Origin of the sequence: Streptomyces sp. LaPpAH-108 (assembly GCF_000373625.1) — a bacterium.
Lineage (GTDB): Bacteria > Actinomycetota > Actinomycetes > Streptomycetales > Streptomycetaceae > Streptomyces.
In genome coordinates this window covers 598,258-614,732 of the sequence record NZ_KB891988.1, presented here as the reverse complement: position 1 = coordinate 614,732, position 16,475 = coordinate 598,258, and the positions used below count along the sequence as shown (strand labels likewise).

Genomic DNA, 16,475 nt, shown 5'->3' with positions numbered 1-16,475 from the left:
ATCACCGGCACCGTCGGCCGCGTCCATCATCGAGGGATGAGACGTCGCGCCACCGTCACCCTCGCCGCCGTCGCCGCGTCGCTGACCCTGGTCGCACCGGCGTCCCCGGCGCCACAGGACGACGGCGGCCTGCGCATCGAGGTCCCGGAGGTCTATTACACCCAGACGACCGACCCCACCCGCGTCGCGCTGCCGGTCCGTTTCGACACCGGTGGTGGCTCCGTCCGCGAGGTCGCCCTCACCGTCGATGCGTCCGAAGTCCGGGGAACGGTACGGCTGTACGCGAAGCGGAGCTGCGCGGAGGGCACCGGATATGTCTTCACCTGCCGCGTCGGCGCCGGTCAACTCCGGTCAGGGCTCATGGATTTGATGGTGCTGGGCGCGGACAGGTCGGCCGCACCCGGCACGCGCGGCACGGTACGGTTCACCGCCACCGCCCCCGACGGCGGACAGGCCCACGCGAAGACCGAAATGACCGCGGGCAGCCCGGAGTTGTGGGGCAGGAAGCTGTCCGTCGAGAACGCCCCGGCGGACACGCCCGTGGAGATCCGGGGCGGCGTCCTCAACCACGGTCCGATCGCGGCGAACGGCTTCGGCGTCACGGTCACGGCCGACCCGCGCATCCGGCTCGCCCACCGGTACGGCAACTGCCGCTACACCGACCAGGGCCAGTCCCGCGCGTACTGTTTCTTCCCCTCCCGCGTCGAGCCCGGCCAGGCTTACGCGTTCACCGGCCCCTTCCTGGCGCTCGGCGGAAAACCGCTGACGAAGGGCTCGGTGGACGTCCGGCTGTTCGCGCCGGGGCAGGACGCGGGACCGTACTTCGACGAGCGCGACTTCACCGTCCGGGGCAGCGGCCCCGCGCTCGCGCTGACCCCGACCGCGCCCGAGGGCTTCGCCCGGAGCGCGGGGCACGTGAGCATCGACACCGACCAGAAGGCCGACGTCCAGGCGGTGGCGGGCGATCTGCGCGGCAGGCCCGGCGATGTGGTCGGGATCGAGGCGGGCGTGCGCAACGCGGGTCCGGGCCGCGTCGACCACGGCTACCTCACCTACGAGATCACCCCGCCCGAGGGCACGACCCTGCTCCCGCCGCCGAAGCCGACTCCGGACCCCGAGGGCGACGGAGAGCCCGACCCCTGGGTGTGCCGCCCCTGGCGGGCGGGCGCCGGACACTACACGTGCGTGGTGTCCGGCAGCCTCGCCCCCGGAGCGAAAGCGACCCAGACTCTGAGGTTCCGCATCGGCCGGGACGACTCCGGTGCTCCGGGCCGGGTGAGCGCCGTTCTACGGGACGACTACGACCGCCGCGACCCCGACCGCTCCGACAACACGGCACCGATCACGGTGAACGGCTCGGCGTCCGCCACCGGCGCCCTTTGGCCGGTCCTCGCGGCGTGCGGTACGGCGGCTGCCGTCCTCGCCCTGGCCGCAGCCGTCCCCTACGGCCTGCGCCGCGCCCGCCGCAGGCGGAATCCGCCCCCTACAGCACCGGCAGATTCTTCCGCAGCTCGAAAGCCGTGACCTCCGACCGGTACTCCTCCCACTCCTGCCGCTTGTTCCGGAGGAAGAAGTCGAAGACGTGTTCGCCGAGGGTTTCGGCGACCAGGTCGCTGCGTTCCATCAGGGTCAGGGCCTCGCCGAGGTTCTGCGGGAGCGGTTCGATGCCCATCGCGCGGCGTTCCGCGTCGGAGAGGGCCCAGACGTCGTCCTCGGCGCCCGGGGGGAGTTCGTAGCCCTCCTCGATGCCCTTCAACCCCGCCGCCAGGAGGACCGCGTAGGCCAGGTAGGGGTTCGCGCCGGAGTCGAGGGAGCGGACCTCCACGCGGGCGGAGCCGGTCTTGCCGGGCTTGTACATGGGGACGCGGACCAGGGCGGAGCGGTTGTTGTGGCCCCAGCAGATGTAGGAGGGGGCCTCGCCGCCCGCGCCCGCCGTGCGTTCCGAGCCGCCCCAGATGCGCTTGTACGAGTTGACCCACTGGTTGGTGACCGCGGAGATCTCGGCGGCGTGGCGCAGGAGGCCCGCGATGAAGGAGCGGCCGACCTTGGAGAGCTGGTATTCGGAGCCGGACTCGTAGAACGCGTTCCGGTCACCCTCGAAGAGGGAGAGGTGGGTGTGCATGCCGGAGCCGGGGTGCTCGGAGAACGGCTTGGGCATGAAGGTGGCCTGGACGCCCTGTTCGAGGGCGACCTGCTTCATGACCAGGCGGAACGTCATGATGTTGTCGGCCGTGGAGAGCGCGTCGGCGTACCGCAGGTCGATCTCCTGCTGGCCGGGGCCGCCCTCGTGGTGGGAGAACTCCACCGAGATGCCCATCGACTCGAGCATGGTGATCGCCTGGCGCCGGAAGTCCAGCCCGATGCTGGTCGGCGTGTGGTCGAAGTAGCCCGAGTTGTCGGCCGGGATCGGGCGGGAGCCGTCCAGCGGGCGGTCCTTGAGCAGGAAGAACTCGATCTCGGGGTGGGTGTAGAAGGTGAACCCGAGGTCGGAGGTGCGGGCGAGCGCGCGCTTGAGCACGTAGCGCGGGTCGGCGAAGGACGGGGAGCCGTCCGGCATCAGGATGTCGCAGAACATGCGGGCCGTACCGGGGCTCTCCGCACGCCAGGGCAGCATCTGGAACGTCGACGGGTCCGGCTTGGCGATCATGTCGGACTCGTAGACCCGGGCGAAACCCTCGATCGCGGAGCCGTCGAAGCCGATGCCCTCGTCGAAGGCCTGTTCCAGCTCGGCGGGGGCCACGGCCACGGACTTCAGGAACCCCAGCACGTCCGTGAACCACAGACGTACGAACCGGATGTCCCGCTCCTCCAAGGTCCGGAGCACGAACTCCTGCTGCTTGTCCATCTTCCGCTTCCCCATCCTTGCTGGTCAGGCCGCCTTCCCCCGGTACCGCGGGACGCGGTCGGGCACCTGAGCATCCCACCACAACCGCATTTCGCGCGCGTTGCGGACCTCGGTCGCCCGGGCTTCCGCGGCCCGAACGGCTCGCGTACGGGTCTCGTACGGCGGGTGTACTGCCCTTCCGCCCATCTTGCCTGCTCGGACGCGTATCCGTAATGGCCGCCCGGGTGGCCGGAAACCACCGGATCGCACCCCCACGTGAGGGAGGACACGCCGTTTTAATTTGCATCTCAGATGCAAGTTTTCATAGCGTCGAAGGTGAAGACAGGAAGACCCTGCCGACCGTCCGTCGTGAGGAGCCCCGATGCTGTCCCCGCAGTCCGCAGCCACCGTCCGCGCCACCCTGCCCGCCGTCGGCGCGGCCATCGGCGAGATCACCGAGCGGTTCTACGCCCGTCTCTTCGACGCCCACCCCGAGCTGCTGCGGAACCTGTTCAACCGGGGCAACCAGGCTTCCGGCGCCCAGAAGCAGGCCCTGGCCGGTTCCATCGCCGGGTTCGCCGTGCACCTGCTGGACCACCCCGACCAGCGCCCGGACGCCCTGCTGGACCGCATCGCCCACAAGCACGCCTCGCTCGGCATCGCCCCCGAGCAGTACGACGTCGTCCACGAGCACCTTTTCGCCGCGATCGTGGAGGTGCTCGGCGACGCCGTCACCCCCGAGGTCGCCGCCGCCTGGGACGAGGTCTACTGGCTGATGGCCAACGCCCTCATCGCCATCGAGAAGCGGCTCTACGAGCAGAGCGGCGGGCGCGGCACCCGTGAGTGGGAGGTCGTCGAGCGGATCACCGAGACCGCCGACGTCCTCACCCTGCGGCTGCGCCCCGTCGACGGCGGCCCGGTCTCGCCCTTCCGCGCGGGACAGTACGTCTCCGTCGGCGTCGACCTGCCCGACGGCGCCCACCAGATCCGCCAGTACAGCCTCTCCGGCGCCCCCGGCGAGGGCGTGCGCCAGATCAGCGTCAAGCGGGTGCACGGGGGCGCGGGCCCGGACGGCGAGGTCTCCCACTTCCTGCACGCCGGCGTCGCGGTCGGCGACCGGGTCAGCCTGTCCGAGCCGTACGGCGACCTCGTGCTCGACGGCGACGACGCGCACCCGCTGCTGCTCGCCTCGGCGGGCATCGGCGTGACCCCGATGGTGGCGATGCTCGCCGCGCTCGCGGACGCGGGCCACCGCGCCCCGGTCACCGTCGTGCACGGCGACCGCTCCCCCGCCGACCACGCGCTGCGCGCCGACCATGAGGCGTACGCGGCCAAACTCCCGGACGCGGCCTGCCACTTCTTCTACGAGAACGACGCCCCGGCCGACGCCCGCACCGGCCTCGTGGACCTCACCGGCATCCCGGTGGCCTCCGGCACGCGCGCGTACCTGTGCGGTCCGCTGCCCTTCATGCGCGCGGTGCGTGCCCAGCTCATCGAGAAGGGCGTGGCCCCGGCCGACATCCACTACGAGGTGTTCGGGCCCGACCTCTGGCTCGCGCAGGGCTGAGCGCACCGGGAGCCTCCAGAGGACTCCCCCGGCCTCCCCGGCCCGTCAACTCCTCGGCGGGCCGCTGGAGATGCCCAGCAGGACGGGCCCGGTCGGGTCCGCCACCATGTCCTCTATCGTCAACGGGTCCAGCGAGGCGAAGAACGCCTCCTGGGCCCTTCGCAGTGCGCCCCGCAGACGGCACGCGGAGTTGAGCGGGCAGGGGGTCGGGCCCTCGCACTCGACCACGTCGCCGTCGCCCTCGAAGACCCGGACCACCGAGCCGACGGACGCCTTCCGCCCGCGCTCGGTCAGGCTGAGCCCGCCGCCCCGGCCCCGGCGGGCGTCGACCAGGCCGAGGTGCTGGAGTTCGGCGACGACCTTGGTGGTGTGCGTGTAGGGGACGCCCATGTCGGCCGCGACCTCGCGGGTGGTGGGGTTCGCGTCGGCACCGGCGACCGCGAGTCGCATGAGGACCCGCAGGGCGAGATCGGTCGAGCGAAGCAGCCGCATACCGGAAGGGTAGGTAATACGCATTCCCGGTTCAAATTATCGGGTTGTCACCACCGAGCCCTTCCGTCCGAGCCCTCGGGCCCCGCCTCCCCCACTACGATCAACGGGCCCGCAGACCCCTCCGGCCGAAGGACACACCTCATGGGTTCGGTGAAGAGCAGCAGCAGCGCGGCCCGCAGCGCGCGTGTCGAGGAGATGCGGCGTGCCGAGCGGGCCCGGGCGCGGCGCAACCGGATACTCACCGTCGCCGCGAGCGTGGTGGTCGTCGCCGGGCTCGTGGTGGGCGGGGTGGTGCTGGTGCGGTCGCAGTCGGACGACTCGGGGAAGAAGGACACCGCCGCGAGCGGTGACGCCAAGAACACCGAGAACGCCAAGAACAGCGCGGGCGACTCGGGCCACTTCACCACCGGCAAGGACGGCGTGCGGACCTGGTCCGGCAAGCTGTCGCGCACGCACGTCACGACCAAGGTGACGTACCCGATGCACCCGCCGGTCGGCGGCAACCACAACCCGGTGTGGCTCGACTGCAACGGCACGGTCTACGACAAGCCGGTGCACGACGAGAACGCGGTGCACGCCCTGGAGCACGGCGCGGTGTGGGTGACGTACACCGGCGCGGCGCGGAAGGCGGACGTGAGCGCGCTCGCGGCCAAGGTGAAGCGGACGCCGTACTCGCTGATGAGCCCGTACGAGAAGCAGGACGCCCCGCTGGTCCTGTCGGCCTGGGGCCACCAGGTGACGGTCGAGAGCGCGAAGGACCCCGAGGTGGACAAGTTCTTCGCCACCTATGTGCAGGGCGAGCAGACGCCGGAGCCGGGGGCCGCGTGCACGGGCGGGGTCATGCGGTGAGGCGTGCGCTGATGGGGTGGGCCGCCGGGGCCGCGGTGCTCGCGGTGGTGGCCGCCGGGGCGGCCGGGTACGCCGCCGGAGGGGACGAGCGCCCGACGGGTACGCCCACGGCCGCCTCCGCCGACGCCGGGTTCGCCCGGGACATGGCCGTGCACCACCAGCAGGCCGTGGAGATGTCGTACCTCGTGCGCGACCGCACGAAGGACACCGAGGTGCGGCGGCTCGCGTACGACATCGCGCAGACGCAGGCCAACCAGCGCGGGATGCTGCTCGGCTGGCTGGACCTGTGGCGGCTGCCCAAGGTGTCGGCGGACCCGCCGATGACCTGGATGGGCATGGGCGACATGCCTCCGGGCCAGGACGGCGCGCTGATGCCGGGCATGGCGACCAACTCCGATCTGCGCAAGCTGAGTTCACTGAGCGGCAAGCAGGCCGAGATCTTCTACCTCCAGCTCATGACGGAACACCACCGGGGCGGCGTCCACATGGCTCAGGGATGCGCCGAACGCTGCACGGTCGCCCCGGAGAAGCGCCTCGCCCGCGGCATGGTCGCGGCCCAGCGCTCCGAGATCCAGCTGATGTCCGACATGCTCAAAGAACGCGGCGCACAAGCCCGTTCGTAAGCCGCCGGGCGGACGAAGCGCCCAAATACCCTGTGAATGGCGTCACTTGGGGTTCTCTTGACCCTCCCGTTTACCTGACATGAACGGTTCATCACAAGAGTGGGCGCATCGTGTGATCGCTCCGCCGGTCCCAACCGCCGCGGGCAGGCGCGTCGCGCACGACGATCCGGCCACTACATGCGAATCGCATCGCAGGGGGTTTTATGAGATCCAACCGCGCCAGGACGCGCGCCGGTGTGAGCATGGCGGCGACGCTTCCGATGATCGCGGGCGCGCTGGCGCTCGGCATACCCGCGGCCAACGCCGCGGACGGCCCGGCCCGGGACGCGCTGGCGGGCACCCGCCCGGCGTGGGCCACGGCCAAGGCGGACAAGGGCGCCACCGCCGACAGCGCCAAGGTGCAGACCCGTGTCTACCTCGCGGGGCGTGACGCCGCGGGGCTCGCCGCGTACGCCAAGGCGGTGTCGGACCCGGCCTCGCCGCAGTACGGCAAGTTCCTCAGTGCCCAGCAGGCCGCGTCCCGTTTCGGGGCGACCAAGGCCCAGGTGTCCGCGGTGAAGTCCTGGCTGAAGTCGGCCGGGCTCGACGTCACCGAGGTCACCGCGCACTACGTCTCGGTGTCCGGCGATGTCGCCGCCACCGAGAAGGCGTTCGGCACCCAGCTGCACAACTTCACCAAGGGCAAGCGGACTTACCGCGCCCCGCAGCGCACCGCCTCGGTCCCGGCCGCCCTCAAGGGCGCCGTGCTGACGGTCACCGGTCTGGACAGCGCACCGCACATCGCGCACCACGACGACCAACTGCCGCCGCCGGACGCGGTGTTCAAGAACGCCGGGCCGTTCTCCTCGTACTACGGCTCGAAGGTCGCGAGCACGCTGCCGGACGCCTACGGCCACAAGATCCCGTACGCGATCAAGGGCTACACCGGCAAGCAGCTGCGGGCCGCCTACGGCGCGGGCGGTTACACCGGCAAGCACGTGCGCATCGCGATCACCGACGCGTACGCCTCGCCGACCATCGCCTTCGACGCGGGTTCGTACGCGAAGAAGAACGGTGACGCGGCCTGGAAGACCGGTCAGCTGCACCAGGTGCTGCCGAAGACGTACACGAAGACCGAGGAGTGCGGGGCGGCCGGCTGGTACGGCGAGGAGACCCTCGACGTCGAGGCCGTGCACGCGGTCGCGCCGAACGCGGACGTGACCTACGTCGGCGGCGCCTCCTGCTACGACGACGATCTGCTGGACGCGCTCAGCAAGGTCGTCGACCAGCACCTGGCGGACATCGTCTCCAACTCGTGGGGCGACATCGAGGCCAACCAGACCCCGGACCTCGCCGCCGCCTACGACCAGGTCTTCCAGCTGGGCGCGGTCCAGGGCATCGGCTTCTACTTCTCCTCCGGCGACGACGGCGACCAGGTCGCGGCCTCCGGCGAGAAGCAGGTCGACACCCCGGCCAACTCCGCCTGGGTGACGGCGGTCGGCGGTACCTCGCTGGCGGTCGGCAAGGGCGACACGTACCAGTGGGAGACCGGCTGGGGCACCCAGAAGGCCAACCTGTCGGCCGACGGCAAGAGCTGGGACTCCTTCCCCGGCGCCTTCACCTCGGGCGCGGGCGGCGGCACGAGCAAGAACGTGCCGCAGCCGTACTACCAGAAGGGGATCGTCCCGAAGGCGCTGGCCACGGCCAACAACGCCACGGGCAACCGCGTGGTGCCGGACATCGCGGCCATCGCGGACCCGAACACCGGCTTCCTGGTGGGCCAGACCCAGACCTTCCCCGACGGCACCGAGCGGTACAGCGAGTACCGCATCGGCGGCACCTCGCTGGCCGCCCCGGTGATCGCGGCGGTCCAGGCGCTGGCGCAGGAGGCGCGCGGCGGCAAGGCGATCGGCTTCGCCAACCCGTCGATCTACGGGCTGTACGGCAAGAAGGGCGTCTTCCACGACGTCACGGACAACCCGACGGGCTCCGGCCTGGCGGTGGCCCGGCTCGACTTCGCCAACGGCGTCGACGCCTCGGACGGCCTGCTGACCTCGGTCCGCAGCCTGGGCAAGGACAGCTCGCTGGCCGCGGTCAAGGGCTATGACGACGTGACCGGTGTGGGCTCGCCCGCCGAGGGTTACGTGAAGTCGTTCAAGCGTCACTGATCGAGTGCGCTGCCGTGGGGGCGTGAGGTGTCAGACACCGCGCGCCCCCACATCGCGTCGCTCTGACGATTACACTGGGCGCGTGCCTCAACTTCGTCTCGCCCTGAACCAGATCGACTCGCGCGTCGGCGACCTCGCGGGGAACGCCGAGGCGGTCGTCCGCCGGACCCGGGACTCCGCCGAGCGCGGAGCGCATCTCGTCGCCTTCCCGGAGATGGTGCTGACCGGGTATCCCGTCGAGGACCTGGCCCTGCGCTCCTCCTTCGTCGACGCCTCCCGCGCCGCGCTGCGCGCGCTGGCCGCCCGCCTGGCCGACGAAGGTCTCGGCGAGGTGCCGGTGGTCCTCGGTTACCTGGACCGCTCGGAGACCGCGCAGCCGAAGTACGGCCAGCCGGCCGGTGCCCCGCAGAACGCGGCGGCGGTGCTGCACCGCGGCGAGGTGGTCCTCACCTTCGCCAAGCACCATCTGCCGAACTACGGCGTCTTCGACGAGTTCCGCTACTTCGTGCCCGGCGACACCATGCCGGTGATCCGGGTGCACGGCGTGGACGTGGCCCTCGCCATCTGCGAGGACCTGTGGCAGGACGGCGGCCGGGTGCCCGCCGCCCGCTCGGCCCACGCGGGCCTGCTGCTCTCCGTCAACGCCTCGCCGTACGAGCGTGACAAGGACGACACGCGTCTTGAGCTGGTCCGCAAGCGCGCTCAGGAGGCGGGCTGCACCACCGCCTACCTCGCGATGACCGGCGGCCAGGACGAGCTGGTCTTCGACGGCGACTCGATCGTGGTCGGCGCGGACGGCGAGGTCATCGCCCGCGCGCCGCAGTTCGAGGAGGTCCTGCTGCTGCTCGACCTGGACCTGCCCGCCGCCGACGCGGACGCCCCGACCGGGGTCGTGGACGACGGTCTGCGCATCGACCGCGTGGTGCTGTCGGAGGACCCGCTGCCCGCGTACGCGCCGGAGTTCCCCGGCCGTCTGGACGACCACCTGGACGACGACGCCGAGGTGTACGGCGCGCTGGTGACGGGCCTGCGGGCGTACGTCGTCAAGAACGGCTTCCGCTCGGTGCTGATCGGTCTGTCCGGCGGCATCGACTCGGCGCTGGTGGCCGCGCTGGCGTGCGACGCGATCGGCGCGGAGAACGTGTACGGCATCTCGATGCCCTCGAAGTACTCCTCGGAGCACTCCCGGGGCGACGCGGCCGAGCTGGCCCGGCGCACGGGCCTCCACTTCCGTACGGTGTCGATCGAGCCGATGTTCGACGCGTACATGGGCGCGCTGGGCCTGTCAGGGCTCGCGGAGGAGAACCTGCAGTCGCGGCTGCGCGGCACGCTGCTGATGGCGGTCTCCAACCAGGAGGGCCACATCGTGCTGGCCCCGGGCAACAAGTCCGAGCTGGCGGTGGGCTATTCGACGCTGTACGGCGACTCGGTGGGCGCGTACGGCCCGATCAAGGACGTGTACAAGACCTCGGTGTTCCAGCTGGCCCGCTGGCGCAACAAGGTCGCCGAGGAGCGCGGGAAGGTTCCGCCGATCCCGGAGAACTCGATCAGCAAGCCGCCGAGCGCGGAGCTGCGCCCGGACCAGGTGGACACGGACTCGCTGCCGAACTACCCGCTCCTTGACGCGATCCTGGAGCTGTACGTGGACCGGGACCAGGGCGCGGACGCGATCGTGGCGGCGGGCTTCGATGCGGCGCTGGTGACGAAGACGCTGCGGATGGTGGACACCGCGGAGTACAAGCGGCGTCAGTACCCGCCGGGCACGAAGATCTCGGCGAAGGGCTTCGGCAAGGACCGCCGGCTGCCGATCACCAACAGCTGGCGCGAGTCGGTGTAGTGCGGGACGGCGAAGGGGCGCCCGGTCGGGAAGGACCGGGCGCCCCTTTCGTCATGCGGTACGGCGTGCCGTCCGGCGTCCTCGCCGTCAGCCGACCGGCGTGCGCGGGCGGGACAGGCGCCGGGCGGGCTCCTGCTCGTCGCCCGCCACGAGCAGCGGGTCGAACATGACGACGACGGCCGCGAGGATCAGGAAGACGGCCGGGCCGAGCAGCATGGGCAGCACCAGCGAGGCGGAGTTGTCGCCGTAGCCCGAGGTGACGGAGTGGACGTGGACGTCGACCGCGGCCATGCCGGTGTAGTGCATGCCGGTCACGGCGACGCCCATCACGAGGCTGGCGCCGAGCGCGGGGACGAAGCCGCGGATGGAGACGGCGGCCCACAGCGCGGCCGTCGCGGCGGCCACGGCGATGATCACGGAGAGCGCGACCGTCGTGTTGTCGTAGGTGATGGTGCCGTTCACGCGCATCGCGGCCATGCCGAGGTAGTGCATCACCGCGACGCCGAGGCCGGTGATGATGCCTGCGGTGGCCAGGGTCATGGGGGCGACGCCCCGGTAGCCCACGATGAACATGCCGACGCTGACCATGACGATCGCCACGATCAGGCTGAGCACGGTCAGCGGGGCGTCGTAGCTGATGGACGCGCCGGGGACCGAGAAGCCGATCATGGCGATGAAGTGCATGCTCCAGATGCCGCAGCCGAGGGCCGCCGCGCCGAGGCCGAGCCAGGCGGCCTTGCGGCCCTTCTCCGCGTGCACGGTGCGGACCACGCAGCGCAGTCCGAGAGCGGCGCCGAGGCAGGCCATGAGGTAGGCGGCGAGCGGCGTCAGCAGCCCGTAGTCGAATCCGGCCGTGCCCTGCATCGGGGTCCTCTCCCTATGTCCAGTTGTGACATGCGTGTCTGGTGTGACAGGTGTGTCTGGTGCTACTGGAGTGTCATGTGTTGATGGTGTGAAGCTTCACGGGAGAGGGAGTGAACTTCAAGCCACCTTGGCGGAAAACGAACGAATGTTGCACAACTGTAGTTTGCGCGATCTTCACTGCCGTGAACGCTCGTTGACCTGGGGGACGTGCGTCGCGACCAGTCGACCGGTGGCACCGGCAAGCGCGCCGGTTTGCTGGAGCGTCACCGCCCGCCTGCGGTCGACGCCGTAGGCCACCGCGGCCACCCCGATGCCGAGCACCGCGAGGGCCGCTCCGGCGAGCGCCGGGGAGGTGACGCCGAGTCCGGCCGCGAGGGCGAGGCCGCCGATCCAGGCGCCGCCCGCGTTGGCCAGGTTGAAGGCCGCCTGGTTGGCCGAGGAGGCCAGCGACGGCGCCGCCGCGGCCTTGTCCATCACCATCAGCTGGAGCGGCGAGCCGGTGACGAAGGCCGCCATGCCGAGCAGGGCCACCGCGAGCGCCGCGCTCCACTCGGCCCGCATCATCAGCGGGAACAGCGCCAGGACGCCGCCGAGCGCGGCGAGCCCGCCGAAGAGGGTGCCGCGCATGGCGTGGTCGGCGAGCCGTCCGCCGAGCAGGTTGCCCGCCGTGGCGCCGACGCCGAACAGGGCGAGCAGCAGGGTCACGCTGGCCGGGGCGAACCCGGCGGCGCCGGTGAGCATCGGGGTGACATAGCTGTAGGCGGCGAAGAGCGCGCCGAAGCCCGCGACCGTCGTACCGAGCGCCAGCCAGACCGGCAGGGACCTCAGTGCGGCCAGCTCGCCGCGCAGTCCGGCCGGGGAGGCGTGGGTGTGGTCGTGCGGGATGAGCCACGCGAGCGAGGCGATGGCGGCCAGGCCGATGGCGCTCACGCCGAGGAAGGTGGCCCGCCAGCCCAGGTGCTGGCCCATGAGCGTGGCGACGGGGACGCCCGCGACGTTGGCGACGGTCAGGCCGAGGAACATCAGCGAGACCGAGCGGGCCTTGCGTTCGGGGGCGACCATGGAGGTCGCGACGACCGCGCCGACGCCGAAGAACGCGCCGTGCGGCAGCCCGCTCAGGAAGCGGGCGGCGAGCAGGGACTCGTAGCCGGGGGCGAACGCGGAGAGCGCGTTGCCCGCGACGAACAGGGCCATCAGGCCGATCAGTACCGTGCGGCGGGACATCCGCGCGGTGACGGCGGCCAGCAGCGGGGCGCCGATGACGACGCCGAGCGCGTACGCCGAGACCAGATGACCGGCGGTCGGGATGGATATCCGCAGGTCGTCCGCGACGTCGGGCAGCAGGCCCATCATCACGAACTCGGTGGTACCGATGCCGAAGGCGCCCACGGCGAGGGCGAGCAGAGCCAGGGGCATGAGGGGACCTCTCAGAGGGGTGCCGTACAGGGATGGGATCGCCTATGTTCCCGTACGGAACAAAGTCTCTCAGGTCCAGTATTCCAGCGGGTACGAACCGGGTTACGAGTCCGTGTCGAGTCGGGTCAGGACTCGGTGTCGAGACTGACCCGGGCGGCCACCGGGAGGTGGTCGCTGTCGGTGCGCGGCAGGGTCCAGGAACTCTCCGGCTCGACGCCCTTGACCATGATCTGGTCGATGCGGGCCATCGGGAACGCGGCAGGCCAGCTGAACCCGAAGCCGCTGCCCGCGGCCCCCTGCGTGGAGCGCATCTGGGAGGTGACGGCGTTCAGCGAGCGGTCGTTCATGGTGCCGTTGAGGTCGCCGAGCAGCACGACCCGCTTCAGCGTCTCGTCCGCGATGGCCTCGCCGAGGGCGTCGGCGCTCTTGTCGCGCTGCCGGGCGGTGAAGCCCGCCTTCAGCTCCACCCGCACCGAGGGCATGTGGGCGACGTACACCGCGACGAGCCCGTCGGGCGTGGCCACGGTGGCCCGCATCGCGCGCTTCCAGCCGAGCTTGATGTCCACGGAGCGGACCTGGCTCATCGGGTACTTGCTCCACAGCCCGACGGTGCCGACCACCGCGTGGTACGGGTACTGGCCGGACAGCGCCTGGTCGTAGGTGCCGACGGCGGGCGCGGGCAGTTCCTCCAGGGCGAGCAGATCGGCCCCGGAGGCGGCGACGTCCCGGGCGGTGGCAGCGGGGGCGGGGTTGTCGGCGTTCACGTTGTGGGTGGCCACGACCAGGTCGCCGCCGGTGCCGGACTTGTCGGTGAGCAGCCCGCCGAAGAGGTTCAGCCACACGATCGCCGGGAGCAGCACCGCGATCAGCGCGGTCGCGGACTTGCGCGCCAGCCCGACGAGCAGCAGCACCGGGACCGCGAGCCCCAGCCAGGGCAGGAAGGTCTCGATGAGGCTGCCGAGGTTGCCCACCCGGTTGGGGATGCGCGAGTGCAGCAGCATCACCAGGGCGAGCAGCAGCGCCAGGACGGCGGTGACGGCGCCCCGGCGCCAGATGCGCGGATCGTCGCGCCAGCCGCCGAACAGACGGTGCGCCAGGCGCCGAAGCCGGGATACCGGTCGCTCGGGCCCCGAGCCGCCGTTGTCCGTCTCCGTCATGTACGCCTGCTGCGCCATACCGTCTGCCTCACTGCCTGCCGTGCGCTCCGTCATCCCCCCGTGTGTGTCTACGACCCTAGGGGATGAACGGCTTCGTTCCGCCGTCCCATGACGGCCGTTCGGAAGACGAGGACGAACGGCTGGGCCGGGTAGTTCCGTTACGGCCGTTCCGCGTGGGTTCTGTGACGAAACGCGTACATCAGTGCTGCTCGGACGGGGTGCTGACGGGGCGTAGGCCCGCCAGGACCGTGTCGACGATCACTTCGGCCAGGTCCTCGGGCAGCTCGGCGTCGGGGCGCAGGACGGTGCGGGCCAGCATGGGGCCGACGAACATGTCGTTGGCCAGGTCCACGTCGATGTCGGAGCGCAGTTCGCCCTCGCGCTGGCCCCGGCGCAGCACCTCGGTCATCAGGGCCCGCCGGGGCGCTATCACCCCGGCCTGGTAGGCGGCCCAGATGCGCGGGCTGCACTTCGCCTGCACGAACACGTTGTGCATGATCGCCGAGGAGCGGCTGACCAGGCCCCGGCGGCGCAGGGTCTCCAGGAGGACGACGAGGTCGTCGCGCATGGAGGTGCCGGGCAGCTCCGGGTCGGCGGGTTCGGCGGCGCGCATGACGTCGACGAACAGTTCCTCCTTGCCGCTCCAGCGGCGGTAGATGGTGGCCTTGCCGACTCCGGCGGTGCGTGCGACGCGCTCGATGGACAGCTCCGCGAGGGGCACGCCCTCCTCCAGGAGCTGCATCGCGCCCTCCAGGATGGCGCGTTCCACGGCTTCGCTGCGGGGCCGGCCCCGGGCGGGACCGGCCTGCGGGGGCCGGCTGTCGGCAAGGCTCACGTCGTCTCGTCCTCTCGCTGTGCTGCGGCAATTCTCCCGCAGCCGCCTCCTCCCCCGTTGTCGTACCGTCCCTGCCCCGGCGCGTGGCGCGGCGATCCGTTCGCCGCGCCGCGTGCTCAGTCCGCCGCGGCGACCAGTTCCTTCTCGGTGTCCTGCGCGGTTCCGGCAGGCGGCTTGCCCGGCAGGAAGAGGGCGGTGACCACGGCGCCGACGAGCGCGACACCCGTACCGCACAGGGCGGTGATGTGCATGGCGTGCAGGAAGGCGTCGTGGGCCGGGACGACCAGGCCCTGGCCCTGCGGGCCGAGCTTCGCGGCGATGCCGAGGGTGGCCTCGATGGACTCGCCCGCGGCGTCGCGCAGACCGGGCGGGAGCAGGCCGAGCTTGCCCTCGATGCCGTTGCGGTAGGCGGCGGAGAGCACCGAGCCGAGCACGGCGATGCCGAGGGCGCCGCCGACCTGGCGGAAGGTGTTGCTGAGCGCGGAGGCGGAGCCCGCCTTCTCGCGGGGCAGCGCCTGCATGATGACGACCGAGGTCGGCGTCATGATGTGCGCCATGCCGGTGCCCATGAGGAAGAAGACGACCTCCAGGAGCCAGATCGGCGTGTCGGCCTCGAAGGTCGCGAACGCGGCCAGCGTGGCGGCGATGAGCACCAGGCCCGCCGTGGTGGTGGCCTTGTTGCCGAACCGGTCGACCAGGAGCCGGGCGCGCGGCGCGAAGATCATCTGGGCGGCGGCCAGCGGGAGCATCAGCACACCGGACTCCAGCGGCGAGTAGCCGCGCACGCTCTGGGTGTAGAAGACACCGAAGAACGTGACGCCCATGAGGGCGAAGAAGACCAGCGCGATGGCGCTCATGGCGGCCGAGAAGACCTTGTTGCGGAAGTAGGTGACGTCGAGCGAGGGGTGGTCGCTGCGCTTCTCGAAGATCACGAACGCGGCGAGGATCACCAGCCCGGCGATGATCGTGGCCAGCACCTTGGGATCGGTGAAGTCGGCCAGCTCGCCGCCCTTGATGATGCCGTAGACCAGCAGCACCAGGCCGACCACGGACAGGACCACGCCGATCGGGTCGAGGCGGCCCGGCTTCGGGTCGCGGGAGTCAGGGACCAGCCAGAGCATCAGGCCGAGGGCGAGGATCACGATCGGCACGTTGATGAGGAAGACCGAGCCCCACCAGAAGTGGTCGAGCAGCGCGCCGCCGGTGATCGGGCCGATGGCGATGCCGAGGCCGACGCCGCCCGCCCAGATGCCGATGGCCTTGGGCTGCTCCTCGCGCTCGAAGACGTTCATCAGCACGGCGAGGGTCGCGGGCATGACGAAGGCGGCACCGAGGGCCATCACCGCGCGGTAGGCGATGAGCTGCCCCGGGGAGCCCGCCTCGGCGGCCAGCGCCGAGCCGATGCCGAAGACGATGATGCCGCCGAGCAGCACCTTCTTGCGGCCCAGGCGGTCACCGACGAGACCCGCGGTGAACAGCAGCCCGGCGAAGACGAGCGTGTACGAGTTGATCGCCCACTCGATCTCGCTCTGGGTGGCGCCGAGGCCGGTCGGGGCCGGGGTGGCGATGGTCTTGATGGCGACGTTCAGGATCGAGTTGTCGAGCACCACGATGAGCAGGCTCAGCATCAGCACGCCGAGGATCGCCCAGCGGCGCTTGTGCACCGCCTCCGGTATCCGGGGTGCGGGGACGGAAGTTGTCATGCGTTCGAGCCTAGGCCCATTTCAATACGGAACCGTCTCGTATCTGAATTACTTTACCCAGCTCTTACGCGGGGAGGGTTGTGCGGGGTCGGTGCGGGGCCGGTGCGGCCTCGTGCGGGGCCTGTGCCGGAGCCGGTGCGGGAGCCGGTAGGGGGACCTCC

General features: G+C 71.1%; 13 protein-coding genes. 6 read left to right on the top strand and 7 right to left on the bottom strand.

What is annotated here, in order from left to right:
- The first annotated feature begins 36 nt into the window (after positions 1-36).
- Positions 37-1,524: a hypothetical protein gene (locus B079_RS0108940; RefSeq protein WP_158684955.1), complete on the top strand. Its 1,488-nt coding sequence runs from the start codon at positions 37-39 to the stop codon at positions 1,522-1,524.
- Here B079_RS0108940 and B079_RS0108935 read toward each other — a convergent pair.
- Positions 1,484-2,845, bottom strand: coding sequence for a glutamine synthetase family protein (locus B079_RS0108935; RefSeq protein WP_018545441.1), 1,362 nt, complete (start codon positions 2,843-2,845; stop codon positions 1,484-1,486). The genes B079_RS0108940 and B079_RS0108935 overlap by 41 nt on opposite strands.
- A 361-nt stretch (positions 2,846-3,206) precedes the next feature.
- On the opposite strand from B079_RS0108935, the gene B079_RS0108930 reads away from it, so the two are divergent.
- Complete coding sequence (locus tag B079_RS0108930) at positions 3,207-4,391, top strand: globin domain-containing protein (RefSeq protein ID WP_018545440.1); 1,185 nt, start codon at positions 3,207-3,209, stop codon at positions 4,389-4,391.
- A gap of 45 nt (positions 4,392-4,436) precedes the next feature.
- Here the strand turns inward: B079_RS0108930 and B079_RS0108925 are convergent, their stop codons facing one another.
- Positions 4,437-4,883, bottom strand: coding sequence for an RrF2 family transcriptional regulator (locus B079_RS0108925; protein ID WP_018545439.1), 447 nt, complete (start codon positions 4,881-4,883; stop codon positions 4,437-4,439).
- A gap of 141 nt (positions 4,884-5,024) precedes the next feature.
- Between B079_RS0108925 and B079_RS0108920 the strand changes: the two genes are divergently transcribed.
- From B079_RS0108920 to B079_RS0108905, 4 genes are all read left to right on the top strand, one after another.
- A complete protein-coding gene (locus B079_RS0108920) occupies positions 5,025-5,732 on the top strand; it encodes a DUF3105 domain-containing protein (RefSeq protein WP_018545438.1) in 708 nt (235 codons plus the stop codon).
- Positions 5,733-5,743: 11 nt separating this feature from the next.
- Positions 5,744-6,355 carry a DUF305 domain-containing protein gene (locus B079_RS0108915; RefSeq protein WP_018545437.1) on the top strand — a complete coding sequence of 204 codons (612 nt, stop codon included), beginning with the start codon at positions 5,744-5,746 and terminating at the stop codon, positions 6,353-6,355.
- Between the two features lie 203 nt (positions 6,356-6,558).
- Entirely contained in the window at positions 6,559-8,502 is a 1,944-nt protein-coding gene (locus B079_RS0108910) for a S53 family peptidase (RefSeq protein ID WP_037801344.1), read from the top strand.
- An 82-nt stretch (positions 8,503-8,584) separates the two neighbouring features.
- On the top strand, positions 8,585-10,339 hold the full coding sequence (locus B079_RS0108905; RefSeq protein ID WP_018545435.1) for an NAD+ synthase: 1,755 nt from the start codon (positions 8,585-8,587) through the stop codon (positions 10,337-10,339).
- Between the two features lie 87 nt (positions 10,340-10,426).
- Here B079_RS0108905 and B079_RS0108900 read toward each other — a convergent pair whose 3' ends face one another.
- The 5 genes from B079_RS0108900 to B079_RS0108880 all read right to left on the bottom strand — a co-directional run bounded on the left by B079_RS0108900 (position 10,427) and on the right by B079_RS0108880 (position 16,314).
- On the bottom strand, positions 10,427-11,203 hold the full coding sequence (locus B079_RS0108900) for an MHYT domain-containing protein (RefSeq protein ID WP_018545434.1): 777 nt from the start codon (positions 11,201-11,203) through the stop codon (positions 10,427-10,429).
- A 174-nt stretch (positions 11,204-11,377) separates the two neighbouring features.
- Positions 11,378-12,619: an MFS transporter gene (locus B079_RS0108895; protein WP_018545433.1), complete on the bottom strand. Its 1,242-nt coding sequence runs from the start codon at positions 12,617-12,619 to the stop codon at positions 11,378-11,380.
- 125 nt (positions 12,620-12,744) lie between these two features.
- The gene (locus B079_RS0108890) at positions 12,745-13,794 is read right to left on the bottom strand and encodes an endonuclease/exonuclease/phosphatase family protein (RefSeq protein ID WP_018545432.1); all 1,050 of its coding nucleotides are present in this window, start codon (positions 13,792-13,794) and stop codon (positions 12,745-12,747) included.
- 181 nt (positions 13,795-13,975) lie between these two features.
- Positions 13,976-14,611 (bottom strand): TetR/AcrR family transcriptional regulator, encoded by a 636-nt coding sequence (locus B079_RS0108885; RefSeq protein WP_018545431.1) that lies wholly within the window; start codon positions 14,609-14,611, stop codon positions 13,976-13,978.
- A 116-nt stretch (positions 14,612-14,727) separates the two neighbouring features.
- On the bottom strand, positions 14,728-16,314 hold the full coding sequence (locus B079_RS0108880; protein ID WP_199779887.1) for an MFS transporter: 1,587 nt from the start codon (positions 16,312-16,314) through the stop codon (positions 14,728-14,730).
- Positions 16,315-16,475: the final 161 nt, after the last annotated feature.

Excerpts from the sequence above, each read along its gene's own strand:
- B079_RS0108880 (WP_199779887.1), bottom strand. The coding sequence starts at position 16,314 with ATGACAACTTCCGTCCCCGCACCCCGGATACCGGAGGCGGTGCACAAG.
- B079_RS0108890 (WP_018545432.1), bottom strand. The coding sequence starts at position 13,794 with ATGGCGCAGCAGGCGTACATGACGGAGACGGACAACGGCGGCTCGGGG.
- B079_RS0108920 (WP_018545438.1), top strand. The coding sequence starts at position 5,025 with ATGGGTTCGGTGAAGAGCAGCAGCAGCGCGGCCCGCAGCGCGCGTGTC.
- B079_RS0108935 (WP_018545441.1), bottom strand. The coding sequence starts at position 2,845 with ATGGACAAGCAGCAGGAGTTCGTGCTCCGGACCTTGGAGGAGCGGGAC.
- B079_RS0108915 (WP_018545437.1), top strand. The coding sequence starts at position 5,744 with ATGGGGTGGGCCGCCGGGGCCGCGGTGCTCGCGGTGGTGGCCGCCGGG.
- B079_RS0108895 (WP_018545433.1), bottom strand. The coding sequence starts at position 12,619 with ATGCCCCTGGCTCTGCTCGCCCTCGCCGTGGGCGCCTTCGGCATCGGT.
- B079_RS0108910 (WP_037801344.1), top strand. The coding sequence starts at position 6,559 with ATGAGATCCAACCGCGCCAGGACGCGCGCCGGTGTGAGCATGGCGGCG.
- B079_RS0108900 (WP_018545434.1), bottom strand. The coding sequence starts at position 11,203 with ATGCAGGGCACGGCCGGATTCGACTACGGGCTGCTGACGCCGCTCGCC.
- B079_RS0108925 (WP_018545439.1), bottom strand. The coding sequence starts at position 4,883 with ATGCGGCTGCTTCGCTCGACCGATCTCGCCCTGCGGGTCCTCATGCGA.
- B079_RS0108930 (WP_018545440.1), top strand. The coding sequence starts at position 3,207 with ATGCTGTCCCCGCAGTCCGCAGCCACCGTCCGCGCCACCCTGCCCGCC.
- B079_RS0108940 (WP_158684955.1), top strand. The coding sequence starts at position 37 with ATGAGACGTCGCGCCACCGTCACCCTCGCCGCCGTCGCCGCGTCGCTG.